Origin of the sequence: Pontibacter ummariensis (assembly GCF_900188175.1) — a bacterium.
GTDB classification, from domain to species: domain Bacteria; phylum Bacteroidota; class Bacteroidia; order Cytophagales; family Hymenobacteraceae; genus Pontibacter; species Pontibacter ummariensis.
Genome location: NZ_FZOQ01000012.1, coordinates 64240 through 83909 on the forward strand (window position 1 = coordinate 64240; position 19670 = coordinate 83909).

Below are 19670 nucleotides of genomic sequence, written 5' to 3' on the forward strand. Positions count from 1 at the left end.
GAAGAAACTGCCAGTAGAGTGTGTCGCTTTCTCACTTCATGGCGAAACATGGTTCTTAGTAGCAGCAGTTTAAAAAGTACACAAATACTTAGCTTGATGTGGACGCTGCTGCTGCTATCAGGACGGATAAGTGAACAAACTAGTAACAATAAAAATTTATTGAAATACGATAAATAATGCTAGTTGTTTAGTAATTCGTTCGCTACATTAGCCTTAAGCTTAAAGAAACAGGGTATGAAAAAGAACAAATTGCTAAATGTTGCCCTTCAATGCTGCCATGTTATCAGGGTGCTGCTGATCGGCTTTATGATAGCCATTTCCTTTGCGGTGGTTCACAACTGGCTTAGTCCTGAAGTGTATGATTTTGTGAAAATAGAAGGGATGGAGCGTGAAGTCAGTATGCATGCCTCTACCACCACCCTTTTTGAATTTAAAGTTTGGGACCACGTAAACAAAGCAGGGGAAGCTAGTGCCCCTAAGGCTATCCTGTTGAAGGACCTGAGCCTACTTTCCTTTTCTCTGCTCTACCTGCAGACGATGGGACTTCTAACTGTTTGGTTGCTTATCGTGCAGAGGATAGGAAGTGTTATTCAGTCTGTTCGGGAGTTGCAAACTTTCCGAAACAGGAACAGTAGCTTGTTTAGGCAAATTGGTTGGTATTGTTTTGCCGCTTTTCTGCTGATGGCTTTTAGGTGGGCGGACACAGACAACGATAGCTTCTTTGGTTTTTACCTTCACTACATGCCTTTAGTCTTCATGTTGGCTTCCTTTATCCTGTCTGAGATTTTTGAAGAAGGTAGTAGGCTTTACGAAGAAGAGCAACTAACTATATAATGGCAATCATAGTAAATTTAGACGTCATGCTGGCCCGCAGGAAAATGCCACTAAAGGAGCTATCGGAGCGGGTGGGTATAACCATGGCCAACCTTTCGGTCCTAAAAACGGGCAAAGCCAAGGCTATCAGGTTTACGACACTTGATGCCATTTGCAAAGAGCTGGACTGCCAGCCAGGAGACATCCTTGAGTACCAAGCGGACACTGAGTTCCCTTCTAAAAACGCAACCCTGTAAGCATAGCAGGAAGTTTCCTGCTATGCTTACAGGGTTGATGGTCATGGGTTACTTAAGGCTTTAACTATACCTTAAGCTCTTTATGCTCCTGCTTAAACTCTCGCATTCGCTTAAAGTAAGCTCTGGCAGCAGCCATAACCTTAGGGGACAGCAGCAAAGCAGAAACCATGGTCGGGATGGCCATCATAGCGTACATGCCGTCAATTAAAGCAATAACGGCTGTAATGGTGGCAACAGCGCCGAAAATGATCGTCGTTACATAGAAGTAGTTGTAGTAGTGCTTGTACCTGGCCCCGAACAGGAAGCTGAAGCACTTGGTGCCATAGTAAGAGTAGGAGAAGAGCGAGGTAAAGGCGAAAATCAGCACGCACAATACCAGTATATAACTGCCAATGCCAGGGATGGCGGTATCAAAGGCTGTGGCCGTCATCGTCACCCCGTTGCCGTCTGAGTTCTGCCAGGCGCCAGTCACAATAATAGCCAGACCGGTCAGGGTACAAACAATAATCGTGTCGATAAGAGGACCAAGCATGGCAACCAGCCCTTCCCGGATCGGCTCGTCGGTCTTGGCAGCCCCGTGCATCATAGAGGCCGTTCCGATACCAGCCTCGTTGGAGAAAGCTGCCCGGCGGGCTCCGGCAATAATGATGGCTCCCACGGCTCCGCCCAGTACAGCATCAGCAGAAAAAGCATCTTCGAAAATAAGGGCAAAAGCAGCCGGAACAGCTGTATAATTTACGGCCATGATGTAGAAAACAGCCAGCATATACAGCACCACCATGCTCGGCACCATTTTACCGGCCACTTGCCCAATGCGTTCTATGCCTCCAAATATCACCAGAGAGGTAATGATTACCAGCACAAACCCAATGATCAGGCTGGGCCAAAAGGTATTGCCTGCCACCAGGCCATTCGGCACCAGCACGACCTCGAGTATGACCTGCGTGAGTTGGTTGGCCTGGAAGATCGGTAGCGTGCCGAACAGGCCAGCTACGGCAAAGAACACCGCAAGGGGCTTCCATTTCTTGCCCAGCCCTTCGGTTACCACGTACATGGGGCCGCCCTGGGGGTGCCCCTTGGTGTCTTTGCCACGGTACATGATCGCCAGCGAGCAGGTAAAGAACTTAGTGGCCATCCCGACAAAGGCGCTCACCCACATCCAGAACAACACGCCGGGCCCTCCCGTAGCAAGGGCAACGGCTACACCGCTGATATTACCCATGCCTACTGTGGCTGCTAAAGCGCTCGACAGCGCCTCAAAGTGGTTTATGTCTCCCGGGTCATTTGGGTCATCGTATTTACCACGCAGCACGTTTACAGAATGGCCCAAGTGCCGGAAGGGCAGAAAGCCAGAGTAGAACATGAAAAAGAAACCGCCCCCCATGAGTAAAATGAGCAGGGGCATGCCCCAGGCGGTGTTGCTAAAGGCAACTAAAAAGTTTTCTATCGCTTCCAAATCTGATGTGTATCTCTTGTTAAGATTGTAAAGATAGGCATGAATGACGAAATACCGTATGAAGTCAGGACTGCCAAAGGAAGGGAGGCCTTACGTTGTATGAACGGCCTTTGCATAAAATAAGCTATGTCTGAATACATTGTTTCTATAACGCTGGTCGGATTGGCCGCCCTCTCGATGGCCTGGGTGCCGTCGTTGCTAAAGCGTACGTTCCTGTCGTATCCCATTGTTTACCTGCTTATCGGGGTAGGGGCTTACATGCTACCGGTAGAGCTGCCGCATCCAGACCCTCTGTGGCAGGAAGACTATGTTGTGCACCTCACAGAGCTGAGCGTGATCATTTCGCTGATGGGTACCGGCCTGAAACTTCGGAGAAAAGTTAACTGGCAGAACTGGCGTGTGCCCTTGCGGCTGGTAAGCATTACCATGCTGCTTTGCATCGGGGGCGTAGCCCTGCTAGGCTGGGGCTGGTTGGGCATGGCCCCAGCGGCGGCTATTCTGCTGGGTGCAGTATTAGCGCCAACGGACCCGGTGCTGGCCGAGCAGGTACAAGTAGGACCACCCAACGAGAAAGAAGAGGACGACGTGCGCTTTTCGCTCACTGCCGAAGCGGGCCTGAATGATGGCACCGCTTTCCCGTTTACCTGGCTGGCTGTGATCGTGGCCATTGCCTCTGAGGCGACAGACAGCGAATGGATAACGGACTGGGTGCTTCGTGATCTGCTATACCGGATAGTGGCTGGCGTAGGAGTCGGTTTTCTGGTGGGGCGCGGCCTTGCCTATCTGATCTTTCAGGTGTCCCAAAAAACAAGGTTCCCCAAAGCGCAGGATGGCTTTCTGGCGCTCTCGGTTACGCTGGTGTCGTATGGGCTTACCGAACTGGTGCATGGCTATGGCTTCATAGCCGTGTTTGTCACGGCCATTACTTTAAGTAGCTGCGAGCCGGAAGACGAGTATCATGTAGAAATGCATGACTTTATAAACCAGGTAGAGCACATCCTGATGGTGATGTTGTTGCTGCTGTTTGGCGGTAGCCTGGTGTACGGCTTGCTGAACTATCTGACATGGCAGGGTATAGCAGTTGGCCTGATCTTTTTGTTTATCATCCGCCCGCTGGCTGCCTTAATAGGCATGTGGGGAGTAAAGATGCCCCTGCGGGAGAAAATGGCCGTTAGCTTCTTTGGGATACGGGGCATTGGCTCTTTCTTCTACCTTTCCTTCGCGCTCGATAAAGTAGACCTTGTCGAAGCCAACCAGCTGTGGTCAGTAGTAGGCTTTATCGTTATGGTATCCATTATCCTGCACGGCATCACGGCCACCAAGTCTATGAGCTACCTGGATTACGTCCGTAGCCGCAGTGGTAAAAAGCAGGTGCCGGGCGTGGTGAAGAAAGGGTGATTCTGCTACAAGGCTTTTTCTTTCTTTATCGCTACTTGGTTTTGAACTTCTGCTTACCGCAACCTGAAGCTTTATAAACAAACGCTACAGCTTCTCCAGTCGGTTTTAAGGCAAGATCATCTAAAACCATTTACTATCCTGTTATCTCGACCTCTGGGAGAGATCTTTTGGGAATCTCCGATGGTTTTCTCGCTAAGTTCGAAACGGCAAAAAACCGAGATGACACAGTAGATAGTGATAACAGAAAAGAGCCGCTTGCTGATTAAAGGAAAAATCTTACTCAATTTTTCGTGAGGCCCCTACCTCAGACACAGAGCGCTGAGACTTGAACAATGAAAAAGGATTTAAGTGATTCTATAAGATAAGCTAGATACGCAGTTTAGACAAGGTAGCCTTAACCATCCTGTTCCCTGCACTCAATTACATGATTCCAGTATTATATTTACACCATGTACCCTCCATTAGAACGACTGAACCTTCCGGATGCCGAGGTTTACTATGCCCCACATTTCTTTAGCCCCATAGCAAGTGACCTGTACTTTCAGGAGCTAATGCAGGAGGTGAACTGGCGGCAGGAAAGCGTACAACTGTTCGGGAAGCAGGTGCCGATGCCGCGTCTCACCGCCTGGTACGGCGACAAAGGGTACTCCTACTCTGGCCTCTATAACAAGCCACAGCCTTGGCTGCCGGTACTGCTAGCACTAAAGGAACAGGTCGAGCAGGCAAGTAAGCAGCCGTATAACAGCGTGCTCCTGAACCTGTACCGTTCGGGGCAGGACAGCATGGGCTGGCACGCAGACGATGAGCCGGAGCTAGGCGCGCAACCGAGTATAGCCAGTCTGAGTTTAGGGGGAGATAGGCGGTTTAGCTTCAAGCATCGGAGCCGTAAAGATTTGAAAGCAACAAGCATCACACTGCACCACGGCAGCCTGCTGTTGATGCAGGGGGCCACGCAACACCATTGGCTGCACCATATCCCCAAGACAAAACACCCCGTACAACCACGCATTAACCTTACCTTTCGCCTGGTGAAAGGGTAGCAAATCCTACCAACGCAACCCGGAAAGCCGTACCTTTGCCCGAACAGGAGGTTCGGACCTCTGAGAGACTATGACTGAGAGAAAGAACATCGCCATCATGGGAGCCGGGCTGGTCGGTTCGTTACTGTCTTTGTACCTGGCCAAGCGGGGCCATAAAGTAGACCTGTACGAACGGCGGCCAGACTTGCGCAAAACGGTGGTGGACGGGGGGCGCTCGATCAACCTGGCACTTAGCGACCGGGGCTGGCGTGCTTTAAGGGGGATAGGCGTAGAGGAAGAGGTGCGGAAAGTGGCTGTCCCGATGCAGGGCCGTATGATGCACGATGAGCAGGGCCAGCTTACCTTCCAGCCCTATGGCAAGGAGGGGCAGGCCATCTACTCTGTCTCCCGGAGCGGCCTGAACGCCACGCTGATGAACTTCGCAGAGCCGAACCCTAATGTTACGTATCACTTCAGTAAACAAGCTCTGGATGTAGACCTGCGCACCAACGAAGTGCTGCTAAGGGATATTACATCCGGCCAGACAGAAACAGTACAGCCTGACCTGCTGTTTGGGGCCGATGGGGCTTATTCGGTCGTGCGGGGAGCTATGCAGAAGACGGAGCGCTTTAACTACCAGCAAAGCTACCTGGAGTATGGCTACAAAGAGCTAACCATTCCGGCCACAGCAGACGGCGGATGGGCCATTGAAAAGAACGCTTTGCACATCTGGCCACGCGGTAATTACATGATGATTGCCCTGCCAAACATCGACGGTAGCTTTACCTGTACCCTGTTCTTCCCCTATGAAGGTGAGCGCTCCTTTGCCTCCATCCAAAACGAAGCGGACTTACTGGCTTTTTTCAACAACGTGTTCCCGGATGCTGTCCCGCTGATGCCGGAACTGGCGCAGGAGTACTTTGCTCACCCGATCGGTTCGCTGGTGACCATCAAGTGCTTTCCCTGGAGCTATGAGGGAAGAGCCCTGCTGATAGGCGATGCCTGCCATGCCGTAGTGCCCTTCTACGGGCAGGGCATGAATGCCGGCTTCGAAGACATCACCATACTGGACCAAATGCTGGAAACCTTCGAAGGAGAGGACTGGGAGGAGTTGTTCCACCGGTTTGAGCGCACCCGGAAGCCGAATGCTGATGCCATTGCGGATTTGGCCGTGATGAACTTCATTGAAATGCGCGATAAAGTAGCAGACCCGCGCTTTCTGCTCCGCAAGAAAATCGAGGCCAGGATATCTGAGCAGTACCCGGGCAAGTGGTTAACCCTTTACTCCATGGTTACTTTCACAGACCTCCCGTACTCCTACGCCCTAGAAACCGGCAAAGTGCAGGACAAAATTATGAAGCAGGTGATGAGGCACATCAAAAACGTAGACGACTTTCAGAAGCCGGAAGTGCAGGCCTTACTGGAAAAGCAACTCCTTAAGAAAGATAAATTAAGGCGGTAAGCAGAGGAGGTGGGGCAAACAGCCAGGTCCCGATTGCTGCTGGTTTTACAAGCCTTGCTCATAGGGGCTTACTCGTCTACCGTTTTGCCTTAGGCAGCCCACGACAGCCTGAGCCAGGGCTTCGCTAACTATTCTGGAACAGAACAGGTATAAGAGAAGAGTAGCGGCATTGCGTTAGTCGCCGCCACAGGTCTTGTTATTTCACTTCTTAACTTAAATCCAGAATCTTATGAATTTTGTAAATAAACTGAAAGCTACAGTTGTAGCCGCTCTTTTATTGGGCACTCCTACACTAGGAAGCAGTGCTATGGCCCAGGTTGCGCCGCCCGCACAGCAAGGACAGGTGCAGCAGAATTTCTCGGACGCTGAGCTACAGCAGTTCGCCGATGCCAATAACCGGTTGATGGGCATACAGCAGAAAGGGGAGCAGGCTATGATGAACATTCTGCAGGAAGAGAAGATAAGCGTTGACAAGTTTAATGAGTTAGCACAGGCACACCAGCAGCAAAAGCTCAATGAAGTACAGGCAACGCCCGAAGAAATGGCTGCCTTTAACAAAGCTGCGCAGCGCATGATAGAGTTGCAGCCAACGATGCAGAAAGAGGTAGAGGCGGCTATTCAGAAAGACGGCCTCAGCATGCAGAAGTATGAGCAGATTATGATGGCCTACCGCCAGGACCCGGCCTTACAGCAAAGGGTAGCTGAGATGATGCAGCAAGAATAGGTAAACCATAAAACGCAAAAAGCCTCGCCAGATTTACCTGGCGAGGCTTTTTGCGTTTTATGCTACTATTAGGGCTGTTCCGGTTGGTCTTTCTCCTTTTCCTGGTTTTGCGCGAACTCCATGATGCGGAAGGTTCTCGCCTTGCGGTCGTAATAGCCGTAGTGCAATTTATCCCCATAGCGGTAAACTGTTTTAAACTCCGGCTCCGGCTTCAGGTCTTTCTCAAACTCATCGATCTTATCCTGCAACACCACCAGCTCTTTATCCGAGGCTGCCTTGCTGAGATCATTGGCATCCAGGATAGAACGGAAGTATGTGCTGGTACCCGGGCCTACATAGCCTCCTGTTCCCCACTGCCCGTAAGGGTCGTAGAAGAAACGGCTGTAGTACGGCGAGTTCAGGTAATAGCTCGGGATGGTATAGGCCGGCGTCCAGCGCCCGGGAATCATCATCAAGCCTCTGGAAGTACGCACATAGCGGTCCGGTGTACGCACCATCCGACTTCGGTCCTGGAAGCTATTGCCTTCACGCGGCGCTCTGTATGAGCCAATAGTCAGTTGCAGGGTACTGTCGTTATACGCATCCACTGTAATGGCAGGCACTCCGTTTGCCAGGGCCCGCATCACTTTTGAGGGCTTTTCTATCACATCCTCGTCCGAAGAGAACAAAGCCTTGGCACCACGCTGCTGCACCGGTGTAGACTTAATGCTGATTTCCTCATCGCCGCTATAATTGTACTCTTTTATAGGCTTCAGCGAGTTGAAGTCATAGGCTGTCAGCTGCAGCTGGTCTTTCTCCACGTGCAGGCGGAAAAGCTTATCCTTGTACAGGAATGAGTTAAAAGTAGGCGTATTGCCCTTTTGGGCGATGGCCGGGAGGGTGCGGTAATTCGTTTCTCCTGTATTCCAATCTAGTGTCAGGATCTCCGTTGTCTCATCATCCTTACCTCGCAGGTCGTAGCCGTCGAAGATCATGTACACCTTATCATCGCGTGTATAGATCTTGCTGCGATGATGGCCAGTAAATACGTTGTGCTCCAGGTCTTCGTGCACATAAATCAGTCCGGACTCACGGGCATAGCGCTCACGGGTGCGGGGCATGTTCGTTTTAAACACACGGTGCTCCAGGTGGGCAACATCCTCTTCTGTGTCGCGGTATAGGTGCAGGTTCTCGTCTTTATCAGTATAAAGCATGTAGAAGTGCTCTTTGTCGCCAAAGCCTCCCAGGAAAGTCGTATTACGGCCCAGCTTTATCTGCTCGTCCTGTGGGCTTCTGAAAGCGCCTGTTCTGCGGTTGATGGCAAAGGGACGCAAGAACTCCCTGCGGCCATTCGTATAGCGGCTATAGAAGATGAACTCCTCATCCGAGACACGGGTGCCGAGTATTTGTGGGTCCTGTGCATAGCGGTAGGGAATCTCATGCTGCGCGATCTTCTCGCCATTGGGCGATAGGAGGGAGAAGTTGAGGCGACCGCTTTGGTAAAAGTAGATGGCTACGTTGCCATTATCGTCTGCCACCGACACCAGGTCTTCTGCACGGTTCATGGGCAGGTCTATGTTTGCAAACTCTTTCTGGGCATTTGCCCCTGTCGCGAAGGCTCCCGTCAAGAGTAAACTGAGAAGTAATTTTCGCATAATCTAAAAGCTTAAGTTCTATACTCCTATAACGTGCAAATTTTTGGCCAAAGTATGAAAAAGAATGGCCAAACCCATTGGTTTTTAAGTAGCTCCTGTTGCGGCACCCTTTCTTTTCTGGGCTTGCTGCAGGAAAAAGGGGGAAAAGCTTTTTTTTACTTAAAACGAAAATTGCAGAAAAAAGAGTGTGAGCTGTACACAAAAAAAGCCCGGCTGTGAAACCGGGCTTTTAGCTGAAGTATAGCTGTTGTTAAAACTCTGCGTTTTGCGGTGTGCGCGGGAAAGGAATCACATCGCGGATGTTGCCCATGCCGGTTACAAACTGTACCATGCGCTCAAAGCCCAGGCCGAAGCCCGCATGCTGACAGCCCCCGAAACGGCGGGTGTCCAGGTACCACCACAGGTCCTCTTCGTGTATGCCCACGCCTTTCATGCGCTCTACCAGCACATCCAGGCGCTCCTCCCGCTGCGAACCACCCACGATCTCGCCAATACCCGGTGCCAGGATGTCCATGGCAGCCACCGTTTTGCCGTCGTCGTTCAGGCGCATGTAGAAGGCCTTGATATCTTTCGGGTAGTCGGTTACGATCACCGGCTTTTTGAAGTGCTTCTCCACCAGGTAGCGCTCGTGCTCACTCTGCAGGTCCACGCCCCACTTCACCTCATACTGGAACTTCTTCTTCTTATAGTGGTTGGAGTTCAGCAGAATATCGATAGCCTCAGTGTAGGTGATGCGCTCAAAGTTATTGTTCACCACAAACTCCAGTTTCTCGATCAGCGTCATCTCCTGGCGCTCGTTTTGCGGCTTGCTCTTGTCTTCCTCAGCCAGGCGCTGGCCCAGGAACTCGATGTCCTCCCGGTTGTTTTCCAGGGCGTGGCGAATGATGTATTTGATAAACTCCTCGGCCAGGTCAGCGTTCATCTGCAGGTCATAGAAAGCCATCTCCGGCTCGATCATCCAGAACTCCGCCAGGTGACGTGTCGTATTGGAGTTCTCGGCCCGGAAGGTAGGCCCGAAGGTATAGATGTCGGAGAAGGCCATGGCTGCCAGCTCGCCTTCCAGCTGTCCTGATACCGTCAGGTTAGTGGCTTTGCCGAAGAAATCCTCTTCAAAGTTGATCTTGCCTTCTTCGGTGCGCGGCAGGTTATCCAGGTCTAAAGTCGTTACCCGGAACATTTCGCCGGCACCCTCTGCGTCGGAAGCGGTTACGATAGGCGTGTGCATGTACACAAAGCCTTTCTCGTTAAAGAACTTGTGCACGGCAAAAGCCAGGGCGTTGCGTACGCGGAACACTGCTCCGAACGTGTTGGTACGGAAGCGCAGGTGGGCGATCTCGCGCAGGAACTCCAGCGAGTGCGCTTTCTTCTGCAGTGGGTAGGTTTCCGGGTCTGCCTTGCCCAATACCTCAATGCTGGTGGCCTGTACCTCATAGGCCTGTCCTTTGCCCTGTGAGGCCACCAGCTCTCCTACCACAGCAATAGCGGCACCGGTGGTTACGTCTTTTAGCGTCTCTTCGCTGAATTTCTCAGCATCGGCCACTACCTGTAAATTATTTATAGTGGAGCCGTCGTTTACGGCGATAAAATTCACAAACTTATTTCCGCGCTTGGTGCGCACCCAGCCTTTCAGCAGTACTTCTTTGCCTACTTCGGCACCCTGTAGCAGGTCTTTAACTTTTGTGCGTTGCATGTATAGGAATTGTTGTTTAGCCTGTCACTTCTGAAGGTACAGAATATCCGTAAAAGTATAAAGGAAAGCTGCCTATAGGGGCAGCTTTTGGTCCTTCTCAGGAGCTTGGGAGCCAAGACCCCGTGGAGGCCGGGCTTCCGGGTTATACTTCAGAAGATGCCTGTGCTCTCTCTGTTTAAGTCGTTTCTGGAAAATCCCTCAAAGTAACGATATTTTAACCTTTTTTGTAAATGCGAGTAAAATTATCCTAAATTTGGAAGTGCACGAAGAGGCACCGATTTTTCGAAAAAACTATGCAGCGACTCGATTTAAGACAACTTTTATCCCAGAAGCTATCGCCGCAGCAGATACAATTTATCAAGCTGCTGCAGATACCTACTGCTGAGTTGGAAGCGCGCATAAAAGAAGAACTGGAGGTGAACCCGGCCTTAGAAGAGGGGCGCGAAGAGGCCTCCGACGAGTACAGCGAGTCGGACGACTACGACAGCGACGAGGACTACGGCAAGGACGATGACGTAGACCTGAACGACTACCTGAACGACGACGAGATAAGCGGCTACAAGATGCAGGGGGACCGCGGCGGGGACGATGAGGACAAGGAGATGCCCATCGCCATGACCTCCACGCTCACGGACTCTCTGATGGACCAGCTGGGCTTCCTGAATCTCGACGACAAGAAATACTCTATTGGCATGCAGCTTATCGGCAGCATCGACCATGACGGCTATATCCGCCGCGACCTGAGCGCTATTGTCAACGACCTGGCCTTTTCTCAAAACATCGAGACCAACGAGGAGGAGGTAGAGCAGGTGCTGCACCTGATCCAGACCTTTGACCCGGCCGGTATTGCCGCCCGTGACCTGCCGGAGTGCCTCCTGCTGCAATTGGAGCGCAGAGACGAGCAGGACGCCATCACGGTGTTGGCCGAACGCATCATTCGGGAGTCTTTCGACGAGTTCTCAAAGAAGCACTACCAGAAGATACAGAGCAAGTTTAACGTGTCGGAGGAGGAACTGAAGAAGGCAGTGGACCTGATCATCCGGCTGAACCCGAAACCGGGTGGGGCCGGGGCGAGCATGACGCGCGTGCAGTACATCATCCCTGACTTTATCCTGACAAATGAGAACGGGCAGCTGCAGCTGTCGCTTAACTCCCGCAACGCACCTGACCTGCGCATCAGCCGCTCTTATGCCGATATGTTTGATGCCTATGATAAGTCAGACAAGAAGGATAAGAAGCTGAAGGAAACGGTGACTTTTGTGAAGCAGAAGCTGGATGCGGCCAAATGGTTTATTGATGCCATCCGCCAGCGCCAGAACACATTGCTGCGCACGATGGAGGCCATCATCAAGTATCAGCACGACTTCTTTCTGGAAGGCGATGAAAGCGAACTGCGCCCCATGATCCTCAAAGACATTGCCGAGGAGATCGGGATGGACATTAGTACCGTCAGCCGGGTAGCCAACAGTAAGGCCGTGCAGACGGAGTTCGGTATTTATCCTTTAAAATACTTTTTCTCAGAAGGTATTGCCACCGACTCCGGCGAAGATGCCAGCAGCCGGGAGGTGAAGAATATTCTCAGAGATATCATCGACAACGAGAACAAGCGCAAGCCCCTGTCGGATGAGAAGATAGAAAAGATCCTGAACGAGAAAGGCTATAACATTGCCCGCCGCACCGTGGCCAAGTACCGTGAGCAACTCAACATACCTGTAGCTCGCCTGCGCAAAGAGCTGTAATCCGCCTACGATCAAGCTGAGAAAGGTAAGTTCCTTTTTCAGGGAAGGAGTGCTTATCGTGTTACCCTGTTTGCCCCAACCTTTCAAGAGGGGCCGTTTCCGCCTTCTGTCCAGCCTTTCTACTCCTTAGCTAACCAAAGGGGCAGGGGGCCACGTACACCCAATCCTATAGACAACAATAATGAAGGTATCTTTTGAGGAGTTAAAAGCACAGTTTAAAAGAGTGCTCTTAAAGCAGGGGTTTACAGAAGAAAGAGCCGCGCTGTGCGCCCAGGTATTTGCCGAGAACAGCAGAGACGGCGTGTACTCACACGGCTTAAACCGCTTCCCGGTTTTTGTGCAGATGGTACAGGAGGGCCTGATCGATGCGGATGCTGAGCCGGAGAAAGTAGGGCAGAACGGCGTGCTGGAGAGGTGGGACGGCCACCTGGCACCCGGTATGTATACTGCCACGAAAGCCATGCAGCGTGCGATAGAGCTGGCAAAAGAAAAGGGCATGGGCGGTGTTGCGGTGAAAAACACGAACCATTGGATGCGTGCCGGGAGCTATGGCTGGCAGGCGGCAGATGCCGGTTGTGTTGGCATCTGTGCCACGAATACGATCGCCAACATGCCGCCTTGGGGCGGGTCCGAGCCTCGTTTGGGCAATAACCCGCTGGTGATTGCTATTCCGCGGAAGGAGGGACACATCGTGCTGGACATGGCCATGTCGCAGTTCTCGTACGGTAAGTTGCAGGAGTATGAGTTGCAGGGGAAAGAGCTCCCGGTAGAGGGAGGTTACGATGAGGAAGGCCATCTGTCCAAAGACCCGGCAAAGATCAGGAAAACGGAGCGTCCCTTGCCTATTGGTTTCTGGAAAGGCTCCGGACTCTCACTGGTAATAGACGCCTTGGTTGCCTCTCTGAGCGGGGGGCGCTCCGTCGCGCAAATTACTGCTGCAGGAAACGAGGCGGGCGTTTCGCAACTGTTCCTGTGCATCAATGCCAGCAACCTGGATGAGACCATCAGCAGGGGAATCATTGAGTACACCAAAAGCAGTCAGGCGCTGGGTGGTCAGGGCGAAATTAGGTATCCGGGCGAAAGCTCCTTGGCCACGCGCCACAGAAATGAAAAAGAAGGTATACCAGTAAATGAAGAGATCTGGAAACAGGTGCTGGACTTATAAAATCCTTTAACTTGTACCGGTTCTTTGAGCCAGTGGCTGTCTGCCTTAACTATGGAAAGCCTCACTTCTCAAAGATTCCTTTTGTGTTCTTACATCATCAGTCATTCAAACTCTAAAAAGTGAACCATTCGCTTGCACGGTTACTTTCCGTGGTCTTTCATCCGTTGTTATTGCCGACCTACCTTTTTGCCTTGGTTCTTTATTATATGCCCGTCTCTATGCTCACGCTGCCGCTGCGTGTCCGCTGGATTGTGCTGGCGATGATCTTCTTTACCACCTTTGTTATACCGGGCCTGGGGGCCTACACCATGGTGCGCACCGGCCAGCTGGACTCCCTGACCATGGAAAGAAGGGAGCAGCGCGGGTTGCCCCTGCTGTTTACCGGTGTTTGCTATCTGGCTACCACTTATCTACTCTATCGGGAATCAGCCTTTGATGCCCTTTTCTACTTTATAATGGGAGTGATTGCAGCCTCTGTTTTCCTGACCTACCTCATCTCATTTTTCTGGAAAGTTAGCGCGCACAGTGTAGGCATGGGAGGCGGGCTGGGGCTTTTACTTGTACTGAACAGGCTGGCCCCAGAGGCCATGCTGGTGGGACCTATTGTGCTGGCTGTCCTCTTTACAGGAGCAGTGCTTTCGGCAAGGCTGGCGCTGCATGCACATACCCCGCCCCAGGTGTACGCTGGTTTTGGTAGCGGCTTACTGCTCTCATTAGTGGCCGCTTACGTGGCCCTGTAAGCCTTTGCCCAAAAGCTTATCAGGCATAGCCGCAGAAGCCACAGACAGAAGTGGTGCTGGAGCGCTGTGCGATAAGAGCGCGGTCTGAGTTTCCCTGTCCTAAATATTTTAAGAGCTGTACCTAGTGTGCCAGTGGCTGCACTTTAAACAGGCGACTGGTAGTAGGTAAAGGGGGGTATTTTCTTATGTTTATACCTATTCCAATAAATGTTTTACCTCTTATCCTGCTGGCTATGGTGTGTCGTTACTTAACTCCGTTACTGTTATTGCTCCTGCTACTCGTAACGCCTGCACTTGTTTCTGCCCAAACAGGCTGCAGCCAATACATTTTACTAAAGGATGGTGCTTCGTATGAACTGCTTACATACGACAAGAAGGACAAGCAGACCGGGCGTGTTCTATACCAGGTGAAGGAAGTGGATAAGTCCGGTGGAAAAACAGAGGCGACCATTCACAGTCAGATGTATGATCAAAAAGATAAGCTGACAACGGAGGGTAATTTCAAGATCGGCTGTGATGGTGGCAGTATCTGGATGGACATGCGCTCGCTTATGAATCCAGAGATGATGGAGTCTTACAAAGACATGGAACTGACGGTGGAGGGCGATAAAATGCTTTACCCGAATCAACTGGAAGCAGGGCAAAAGCTGGGGGATGGCACCATGACCATGAAAATGAAGGATAAGAACAGTGGCCGTGACATGATGACAATGGTGATGAAAGTAGTGGACCGCACCGTGGAAGGGAAGGAAAACATAAAAGTGCCCGCAGGCTCCTACGACAGCTATAAGATACGGCATAACACTGAAATGGAGAACCGGGCGATGGGAATGAAAATGCCCGGCATGCGCGTCGAGACGGTAGAGTATTATGTGCCAGAGTTAGGCACAGTACGCTCCGAAACTTACCGAAACGGCAAGCTTTTGTCGTATAGTGTGCTTAATAAAGTAAGCCCGTAGAGTAGCTAGCCAAGAACAGAAGTGGCCGGGGTGTTAGTTAACACTCCGGCCTTTGTGTTTTAATAGAGGTGTATTAGAAGGAGTAGCCTAAGGATATGTTTAACTGTGGCGAAGGCACCAGGAACATGGCCGAGTTCTTCTCCGCGATAAGCGCATGTCCAATGGTATAGGTTGTCAGGAGCTTATCTGCATTTTCCGCCCGCACGTACTTTAAACGCCCACCTAATGCCATAGCAAGTTCCATGGTCAGGTGCTGGTTCAGCTTGAACTGCCCGCCTGCCTGGTAGTTGAGCTCCAGGGCGTTGAGGTACATCCGGCCCAACTCGCGCTGATTCGGCGCCTGCTCTGCTTCCCCGAAGACGTGCTCGTCGTACGCCAGAAGTTGATACCCAAAAAGCGGCCCATGGAAGAACCCTAGTGGTACGGGGCCATGTTTCTTGGAAGTATAGCAGCGTTGGCTCATGCGCACATGCAAGCCGCTTACCTTCACATTGTCCGGTATATAGTCGTCGCCCTTTACATAGCTGCTATACACATAGCTGAAGCCAAATTCATGGGAGATGTGCTCTGTCCGCATCTTTTCGTACGACAGGTACACCTCGCCAAGCTGTAATGGGTGCAGTTTTATAACGTGGGTGTAGGCCCTCTGGGGTACAAAGGGAGCTTCATCCTGCTGCCCGAAAGATGGAACAAAGGATAGCATGAGCAGAGCCAGCCAACAGGCATGCACCAGGTAGGACTTATGAATCATGGTAGAACTATGTAAAGGATTTATAGGGTAATATAAGGTTTAGCTCCTTTACATATAGTAGCTGGCTAATGTTGCATGAGTAAGAAGGATTATTTGCTTCTGCACAGCAGGGTGGGTAAAAAGGGCCATGGCTGTGCGTTATAGCCCTTTTCGATAACTTGGGACTACCGAAGGCGTATATTCAGTTTGTTTTATAAAGCAGCTGTAAACCTTATCTTGCAGAAGCTTTATACTTTAAAGGAAGATCATATATGAGAGGAATTATACGAAACGGTTTCGTTGCACTGACCCTTTTACTGATTACTGCCTGTGGGAATGACGACAGCATAGAACAGGCGACTGCGCAAAGCGTGGAGCAATTTGAAGCGGCTGGAGTAGAGGGCATGGAGAATGACGCGCTGTTTGCCGCTGAGGCAGCCAGCGGGAGCATGCTGGAGGTGCAGTTAGGGGAGGTAGCCTTAGAAAGGGCGGTGAGTCCGGAGGTAAAAGAGCTGGCGGAGGAGCTGGTGCAGGCAAATCAGCAGTTATTAGGGGAGCTAAGAGAAGTGGCGGATGAAAGCCAGTTTGTACTGCCTAGCACAATGGGTGAAAGGCATAACGAGATTTACCAGGAAATAACAGCGAAAACAGGGCTTGCCTTCGACCTGGCCTACGTAAACCGCCTGGTGAGGGAGCACCAGGACCTGGTGGAGCGTTATGAGGACATCGCGAAGAATGGAAAAGTGCTTGCCTTGCAGCAGTACGCCTCCAAGCAGCTACCTTTGCTACGGCAGCACCAACAGCTGGTAGAAGAACTGGAAGACACAATCGACAATCCATAATTAAAAAGGCCTCCGCAGCACATTGCGGAGGCCTTTTCTTGTTTAGGCACTTTCTTCGGGAGCGGACTCGCTGTAGTGGCTGGTTTTTAGCTCTTCTGCCAGGAAGCGGGAGGTATAGCCTTTGCCAGCGGCGGCCACTTCTTCCGGTGTGCCTGCGGCTACAATGGTGCCACCACCTTCACCGCCCTCAGGACCGATATCAATGATATAGTCTGCTACCTTGATCAGGTCCAGGTTGTGCTCGATGATGAGCACGGTGTTGCCCTTGTCGGTTAGCTTGTGGAGTACTTCTGTCAGGTGCTCGATGTCCTGGAAATGAAGCCCTGTGGTCGGCTCGTCCAGGATATAAAGCGTCTGTCCGGTGTCCTTCTTGGATAACTCAGTTGCCAGTTTTACGCGCTGCGCCTCGCCGCCGGATAAGGTGGTTGCCTGCTGCCCCAGCGTAATATAGCCTAAGCCCACCTCGTTCAGCGTCTGTATTTTGCGCAGAATGCGTGGTTGGGTATCAAAAAACTCTACCGCCTGCTCCACCGTCATGTCTAGCACGTCGGTGATGCTTTTGCCTTTAAAGCGTACTTCCAGCGTTTCGCGGTTATAGCGCTTGCCTTTGCACACCTCGCAGGGCACGTACACGTCCGGAAGGAAGTTCATCTCGATCGTGCGCATGCCAGCGCCTTCACAGGCCTCGCAACGTCCGCCCTTCACATTAAAGGAGAAGCGCCCCGGGGAGTAACCTCGGATCTTTGCTTCCGGCAACTGCGCAAACAGACTGCGGATATCCGTGAAAACGCCGGTATAGGTAGCGGGGTTCGAGCGAGGCGTACGGCCGATCGGGGACTGGTCCACCTCAATCACTTTATCTATTTTCTCCAGGCCCTCAATGCTTTTATAAGGCAGCGGGTCCCGCTTGGCCCGGAAGAAGTGCGTGTTCAGGATCGGGTACAGCGTGTCGTGGATCAGCGAGGATTTCCCGCTGCCCGACACCCCCGTCACGCAGATCATCTTACCCAGCGGCAGCTCCAGCGTTACGTCTTTCAGGTTATGGCCGGTGGCGCCAATCAGCCGGAGCATTTCGCCGGTACCGGGCCGCTTTTCGCGGGGCACGGCAATGCCACGACGGTTGCTGAGGAAGTCGGCGGTGGTGGTGCCGGCGTTCATCATTTCCTCCGGGGTGCCGGCCGTTACCACCTGACCTCCATGTATGCCAGCTCCTGGGCCAATGTCCACCACGTAGTCTGACTGTATGATCATGTCCTTGTCGTGCTCTACCACAATGATGGAGTTGCCCAGGTCGCGGAGGTCTTTCAGCGCGTTGATCAGGCGTTCGTTGTCGCGCTGGTGCAGGCCGATGCTCGGCTCGTCCATGATATACAGCACGCCCACCAGCTGGGTGCCGATCTGCGTGGCCAGGCGGATACGCTGGCTCTCGCCCCCAGACAGCGTGCGCACCGGGCGGTGCAGGCTCAGGTAGTCCAGGCCCACGTCCAGCAGAAAACCGATGCGCTTGCGAATCTCTTTCAGCAACTCCCGGGCGATCACGTTCTGGCGCTCGCTCAGCCTGTCCTCCAGCCCCTCAAACCAGGCGGCCAGCTTGTTGATGTCCAGCACCGATAGTTCACCGATGTTCTTGCCGTCGATCTTAAAGTGCAGCGACTCCTTTTTCAGACGGTAGCCATTGCACTCCGGACACACGTTTGTCTGCGTGAAGTCCTCCACCCAGGAGCGGATGTTGTCCGAGTCTGACTCCATCTGGTTCTTCAGGAAGTTGATAATGCCCTCAAACTCTACCGTGTGGGTCCCTTTCTTCGTTTTCACTTCCAGGTCCTCTTCCAGGCCATACAGCAGCACCTTTACCAGTTCTTCCGGCAGGTCTTTGATGGGGGTGGCCACCGAAGCCTTAAAGTACTTAAAGAGCGCCTCGATCTGTTTAAAGATCCAGATATCGCGGTACTCGCCCAGCGGGGCTATGCCGCCGCGGCGGATGCTCAGCTCCTTGTCCGGGATCACCGTTTCCTCCGTGATCTCCTGTACCTCTCCCAAGCCATTGCAGGTCGGGCAGGCACCGTAAGGGGAGTTGAAGGAGAAAGAGTTTGGCGCCGGATCGTCATAGGCAATGCCCGTGGCCGGGTCCATCAGGTGGCGGGAGTAAAAGTTCGTTCTGTCTTCATCCGCATCCAGTATCAGCACGGTGCCCTTGCCATGGGTGAGGGCATTCTGCACAGAGCCCGACAAGCGGAAACGGTCTTCCTCTTTCACCACGATCTTGTCGATCACGATCTCAATGTCGTGGATCTTGTAGCGGTCTACCTGCATCTTCGGCGTTATTTCCACTAACTCGCCGTCTATGCGGGCACGTAGAAAGCCCATCTTGCGGATCTGCTGGAACAGTTCTCGGTAGTGGCCCTTACGGCCCTTTACCACCGGTGCCAGCACCACAATGCGCTTGCCATTGAAGTTCTCCAGGATGTGGTTCACGATCTGGTCATCGCTCTGGCGCACCATCTTATCGCCCGTCACATAGCTGAAGGCCTCGGCCGTACGCGCCCACAGCAGACGCATAAAGTCATAGATCTCGGTGATGGTGCCGACCGTGGAGCGCGGGTTGCGGCTCGTGGTCTTCTGCTCGATGGAGATGACAGGCGAGAGACCTTCGATTTTGTCTACATCCGGGCGCTCCAGGCCGCCCATAAAGCTACGGGCGTAGGCCGAGAAGGTCTCCATGTAGCGGCGCTGCCCTTCGGCGTAAATTGTGTCGAAAGCCAGTGACGACTTGCCCGAGCCGCTGATGCCTGTAAACACCACCAGCTTGTAGCGCGGCAGCTTGATGGAAATATTTTTAAGGTTATGCTCACGGGCACCGTACACTTCGATCTGCTGTGCATCGCCGTTTACTCCGGGTGCAGCAGTATCAGTAGTAGTGCCTGTTATAGTAGGTTGTTGCTCTTGGTTAAAAGCCATTCCGAATGGGTTGATCTTAAATAGCAAAGGTACATAATCTTAGGCATCTGCGGCAGCAAAAGCCTAACCCATCTTAACAGTAAT

Annotated in this window: 16 protein-coding genes; 11 read left to right on the plus strand and 5 right to left on the minus strand. The window is 52.2% G+C overall.

Going from position 1 to position 19670, the window contains the following annotated elements; all coding sequences use genetic code 11:
• Positions 1-234: 234 nt before the first annotated feature.
• Both CHB92_RS13680 and CHB92_RS13685 read left to right on the plus strand, forming a co-directional pair.
• Positions 235-834 carry a DUF2975 domain-containing protein gene (locus CHB92_RS13680; protein ID WP_089319779.1) on the plus strand — a complete coding sequence of 200 codons (600 nt, stop codon included), beginning with the start codon at positions 235-237 and terminating at the stop codon, positions 832-834.
• Entirely contained in the window at positions 834-1070 is a 237-nt protein-coding gene (locus tag CHB92_RS13685; RefSeq protein ID WP_089319780.1) for a helix-turn-helix domain-containing protein, read from the plus strand. The genes CHB92_RS13680 and CHB92_RS13685 overlap by 1 nt, the downstream gene beginning before the upstream one ends.
• Positions 1071-1134: 64 nt before the next feature.
• Here the strand turns inward: CHB92_RS13685 and CHB92_RS13690 are convergent, their stop codons facing one another.
• Positions 1135-2517, minus strand: a complete 1383-nt coding sequence (locus tag CHB92_RS13690) for an alanine/glycine:cation symporter family protein (RefSeq protein ID WP_218824261.1) — start codon at positions 2515-2517, stop codon at positions 1135-1137.
• Between the two features lie 135 nt (positions 2518-2652).
• On the opposite strand from CHB92_RS13690, the gene CHB92_RS13695 reads away from it, so the two are divergent.
• From CHB92_RS13695 to CHB92_RS13710, 4 genes are all read left to right on the plus strand, one after another.
• Entirely contained in the window at positions 2653-3924 is a 1272-nt protein-coding gene (locus tag CHB92_RS13695) for a cation:proton antiporter (protein WP_089319782.1), read from the plus strand.
• A 449-nt stretch (positions 3925-4373) separates the two neighbouring features.
• Positions 4374-4964: an alpha-ketoglutarate-dependent dioxygenase AlkB family protein gene (locus tag CHB92_RS13700; protein ID WP_089319783.1), complete on the plus strand. Its 591-nt coding sequence runs from the start codon at positions 4374-4376 to the stop codon at positions 4962-4964.
• A 70-nt stretch (positions 4965-5034) separates the two neighbouring features.
• A complete protein-coding gene (locus CHB92_RS13705) occupies positions 5035-6405 on the plus strand; it encodes an FAD-dependent oxidoreductase (protein ID WP_089319784.1) in 1371 nt (456 codons plus the stop codon).
• Between the two features lie 229 nt (positions 6406-6634).
• Entirely contained in the window at positions 6635-7129 is a 495-nt protein-coding gene (locus tag CHB92_RS13710; RefSeq protein WP_089319785.1) for a DUF4168 domain-containing protein, read from the plus strand.
• A 68-nt stretch (positions 7130-7197) separates the two neighbouring features.
• Here the strand turns inward: CHB92_RS13710 and CHB92_RS13715 are convergent, their stop codons facing one another.
• Positions 7198-8763, minus strand: a complete 1566-nt coding sequence (locus CHB92_RS13715; protein ID WP_089319786.1) for a hypothetical protein — start codon at positions 8761-8763, stop codon at positions 7198-7200.
• 250 nt (positions 8764-9013) lie between these two features.
• On the minus strand, positions 9014-10453 hold the full coding sequence (gene asnS / locus CHB92_RS13725) for an asparagine--tRNA ligase (RefSeq protein WP_089319788.1): 1440 nt from the start codon (positions 10451-10453) through the stop codon (positions 9014-9016).
• A gap of 293 nt (positions 10454-10746) precedes the next feature.
• On the opposite strand from asnS, the gene rpoN reads away from it, so the two are divergent.
• From rpoN to CHB92_RS13745, 4 genes are all read left to right on the plus strand, one after another.
• Positions 10747-12192 (plus strand): RNA polymerase factor sigma-54, encoded by a 1446-nt coding sequence (rpoN, locus tag CHB92_RS13730; RefSeq protein ID WP_089319789.1) that lies wholly within the window; start codon positions 10747-10749, stop codon positions 12190-12192.
• 181 nt (positions 12193-12373) lie between these two features.
• Positions 12374-13357, plus strand: a complete 984-nt coding sequence (gene yiaK, locus CHB92_RS13735) for a 3-dehydro-L-gulonate 2-dehydrogenase (protein ID WP_089319790.1) — start codon at positions 12374-12376, stop codon at positions 13355-13357.
• Between the two features lie 218 nt (positions 13358-13575).
• Positions 13576-14097, plus strand: coding sequence for a hypothetical protein (locus CHB92_RS13740; protein WP_245842572.1), 522 nt, complete (start codon positions 13576-13578; stop codon positions 14095-14097).
• 266 nt (positions 14098-14363) lie between these two features.
• On the plus strand, positions 14364-15056 hold the full coding sequence (locus CHB92_RS13745) for a TapB family protein (RefSeq protein ID WP_089319792.1): 693 nt from the start codon (positions 14364-14366) through the stop codon (positions 15054-15056).
• A 73-nt stretch (positions 15057-15129) separates the two neighbouring features.
• Here the strand turns inward: CHB92_RS13745 and CHB92_RS13750 are convergent, their stop codons facing one another.
• Positions 15130-15807 carry a hypothetical protein gene (locus CHB92_RS13750; RefSeq protein WP_089319793.1) on the minus strand — a complete coding sequence of 226 codons (678 nt, stop codon included), beginning with the start codon at positions 15805-15807 and terminating at the stop codon, positions 15130-15132.
• A 251-nt stretch (positions 15808-16058) separates the two neighbouring features.
• On the opposite strand from CHB92_RS13750, the gene CHB92_RS13755 reads away from it, so the two are divergent.
• Positions 16059-16628, plus strand: coding sequence for a DUF4142 domain-containing protein (locus tag CHB92_RS13755; RefSeq protein ID WP_089319794.1), 570 nt, complete (start codon positions 16059-16061; stop codon positions 16626-16628).
• A gap of 42 nt (positions 16629-16670) precedes the next feature.
• Here the strand turns inward: CHB92_RS13755 and uvrA are convergent, their stop codons facing one another.
• Positions 16671-19586, minus strand: coding sequence for an excinuclease ABC subunit UvrA (gene uvrA / locus CHB92_RS13760; protein WP_089319795.1), 2916 nt, complete (start codon positions 19584-19586; stop codon positions 16671-16673).
• Positions 19587-19670: the final 84 nt, after the last annotated feature.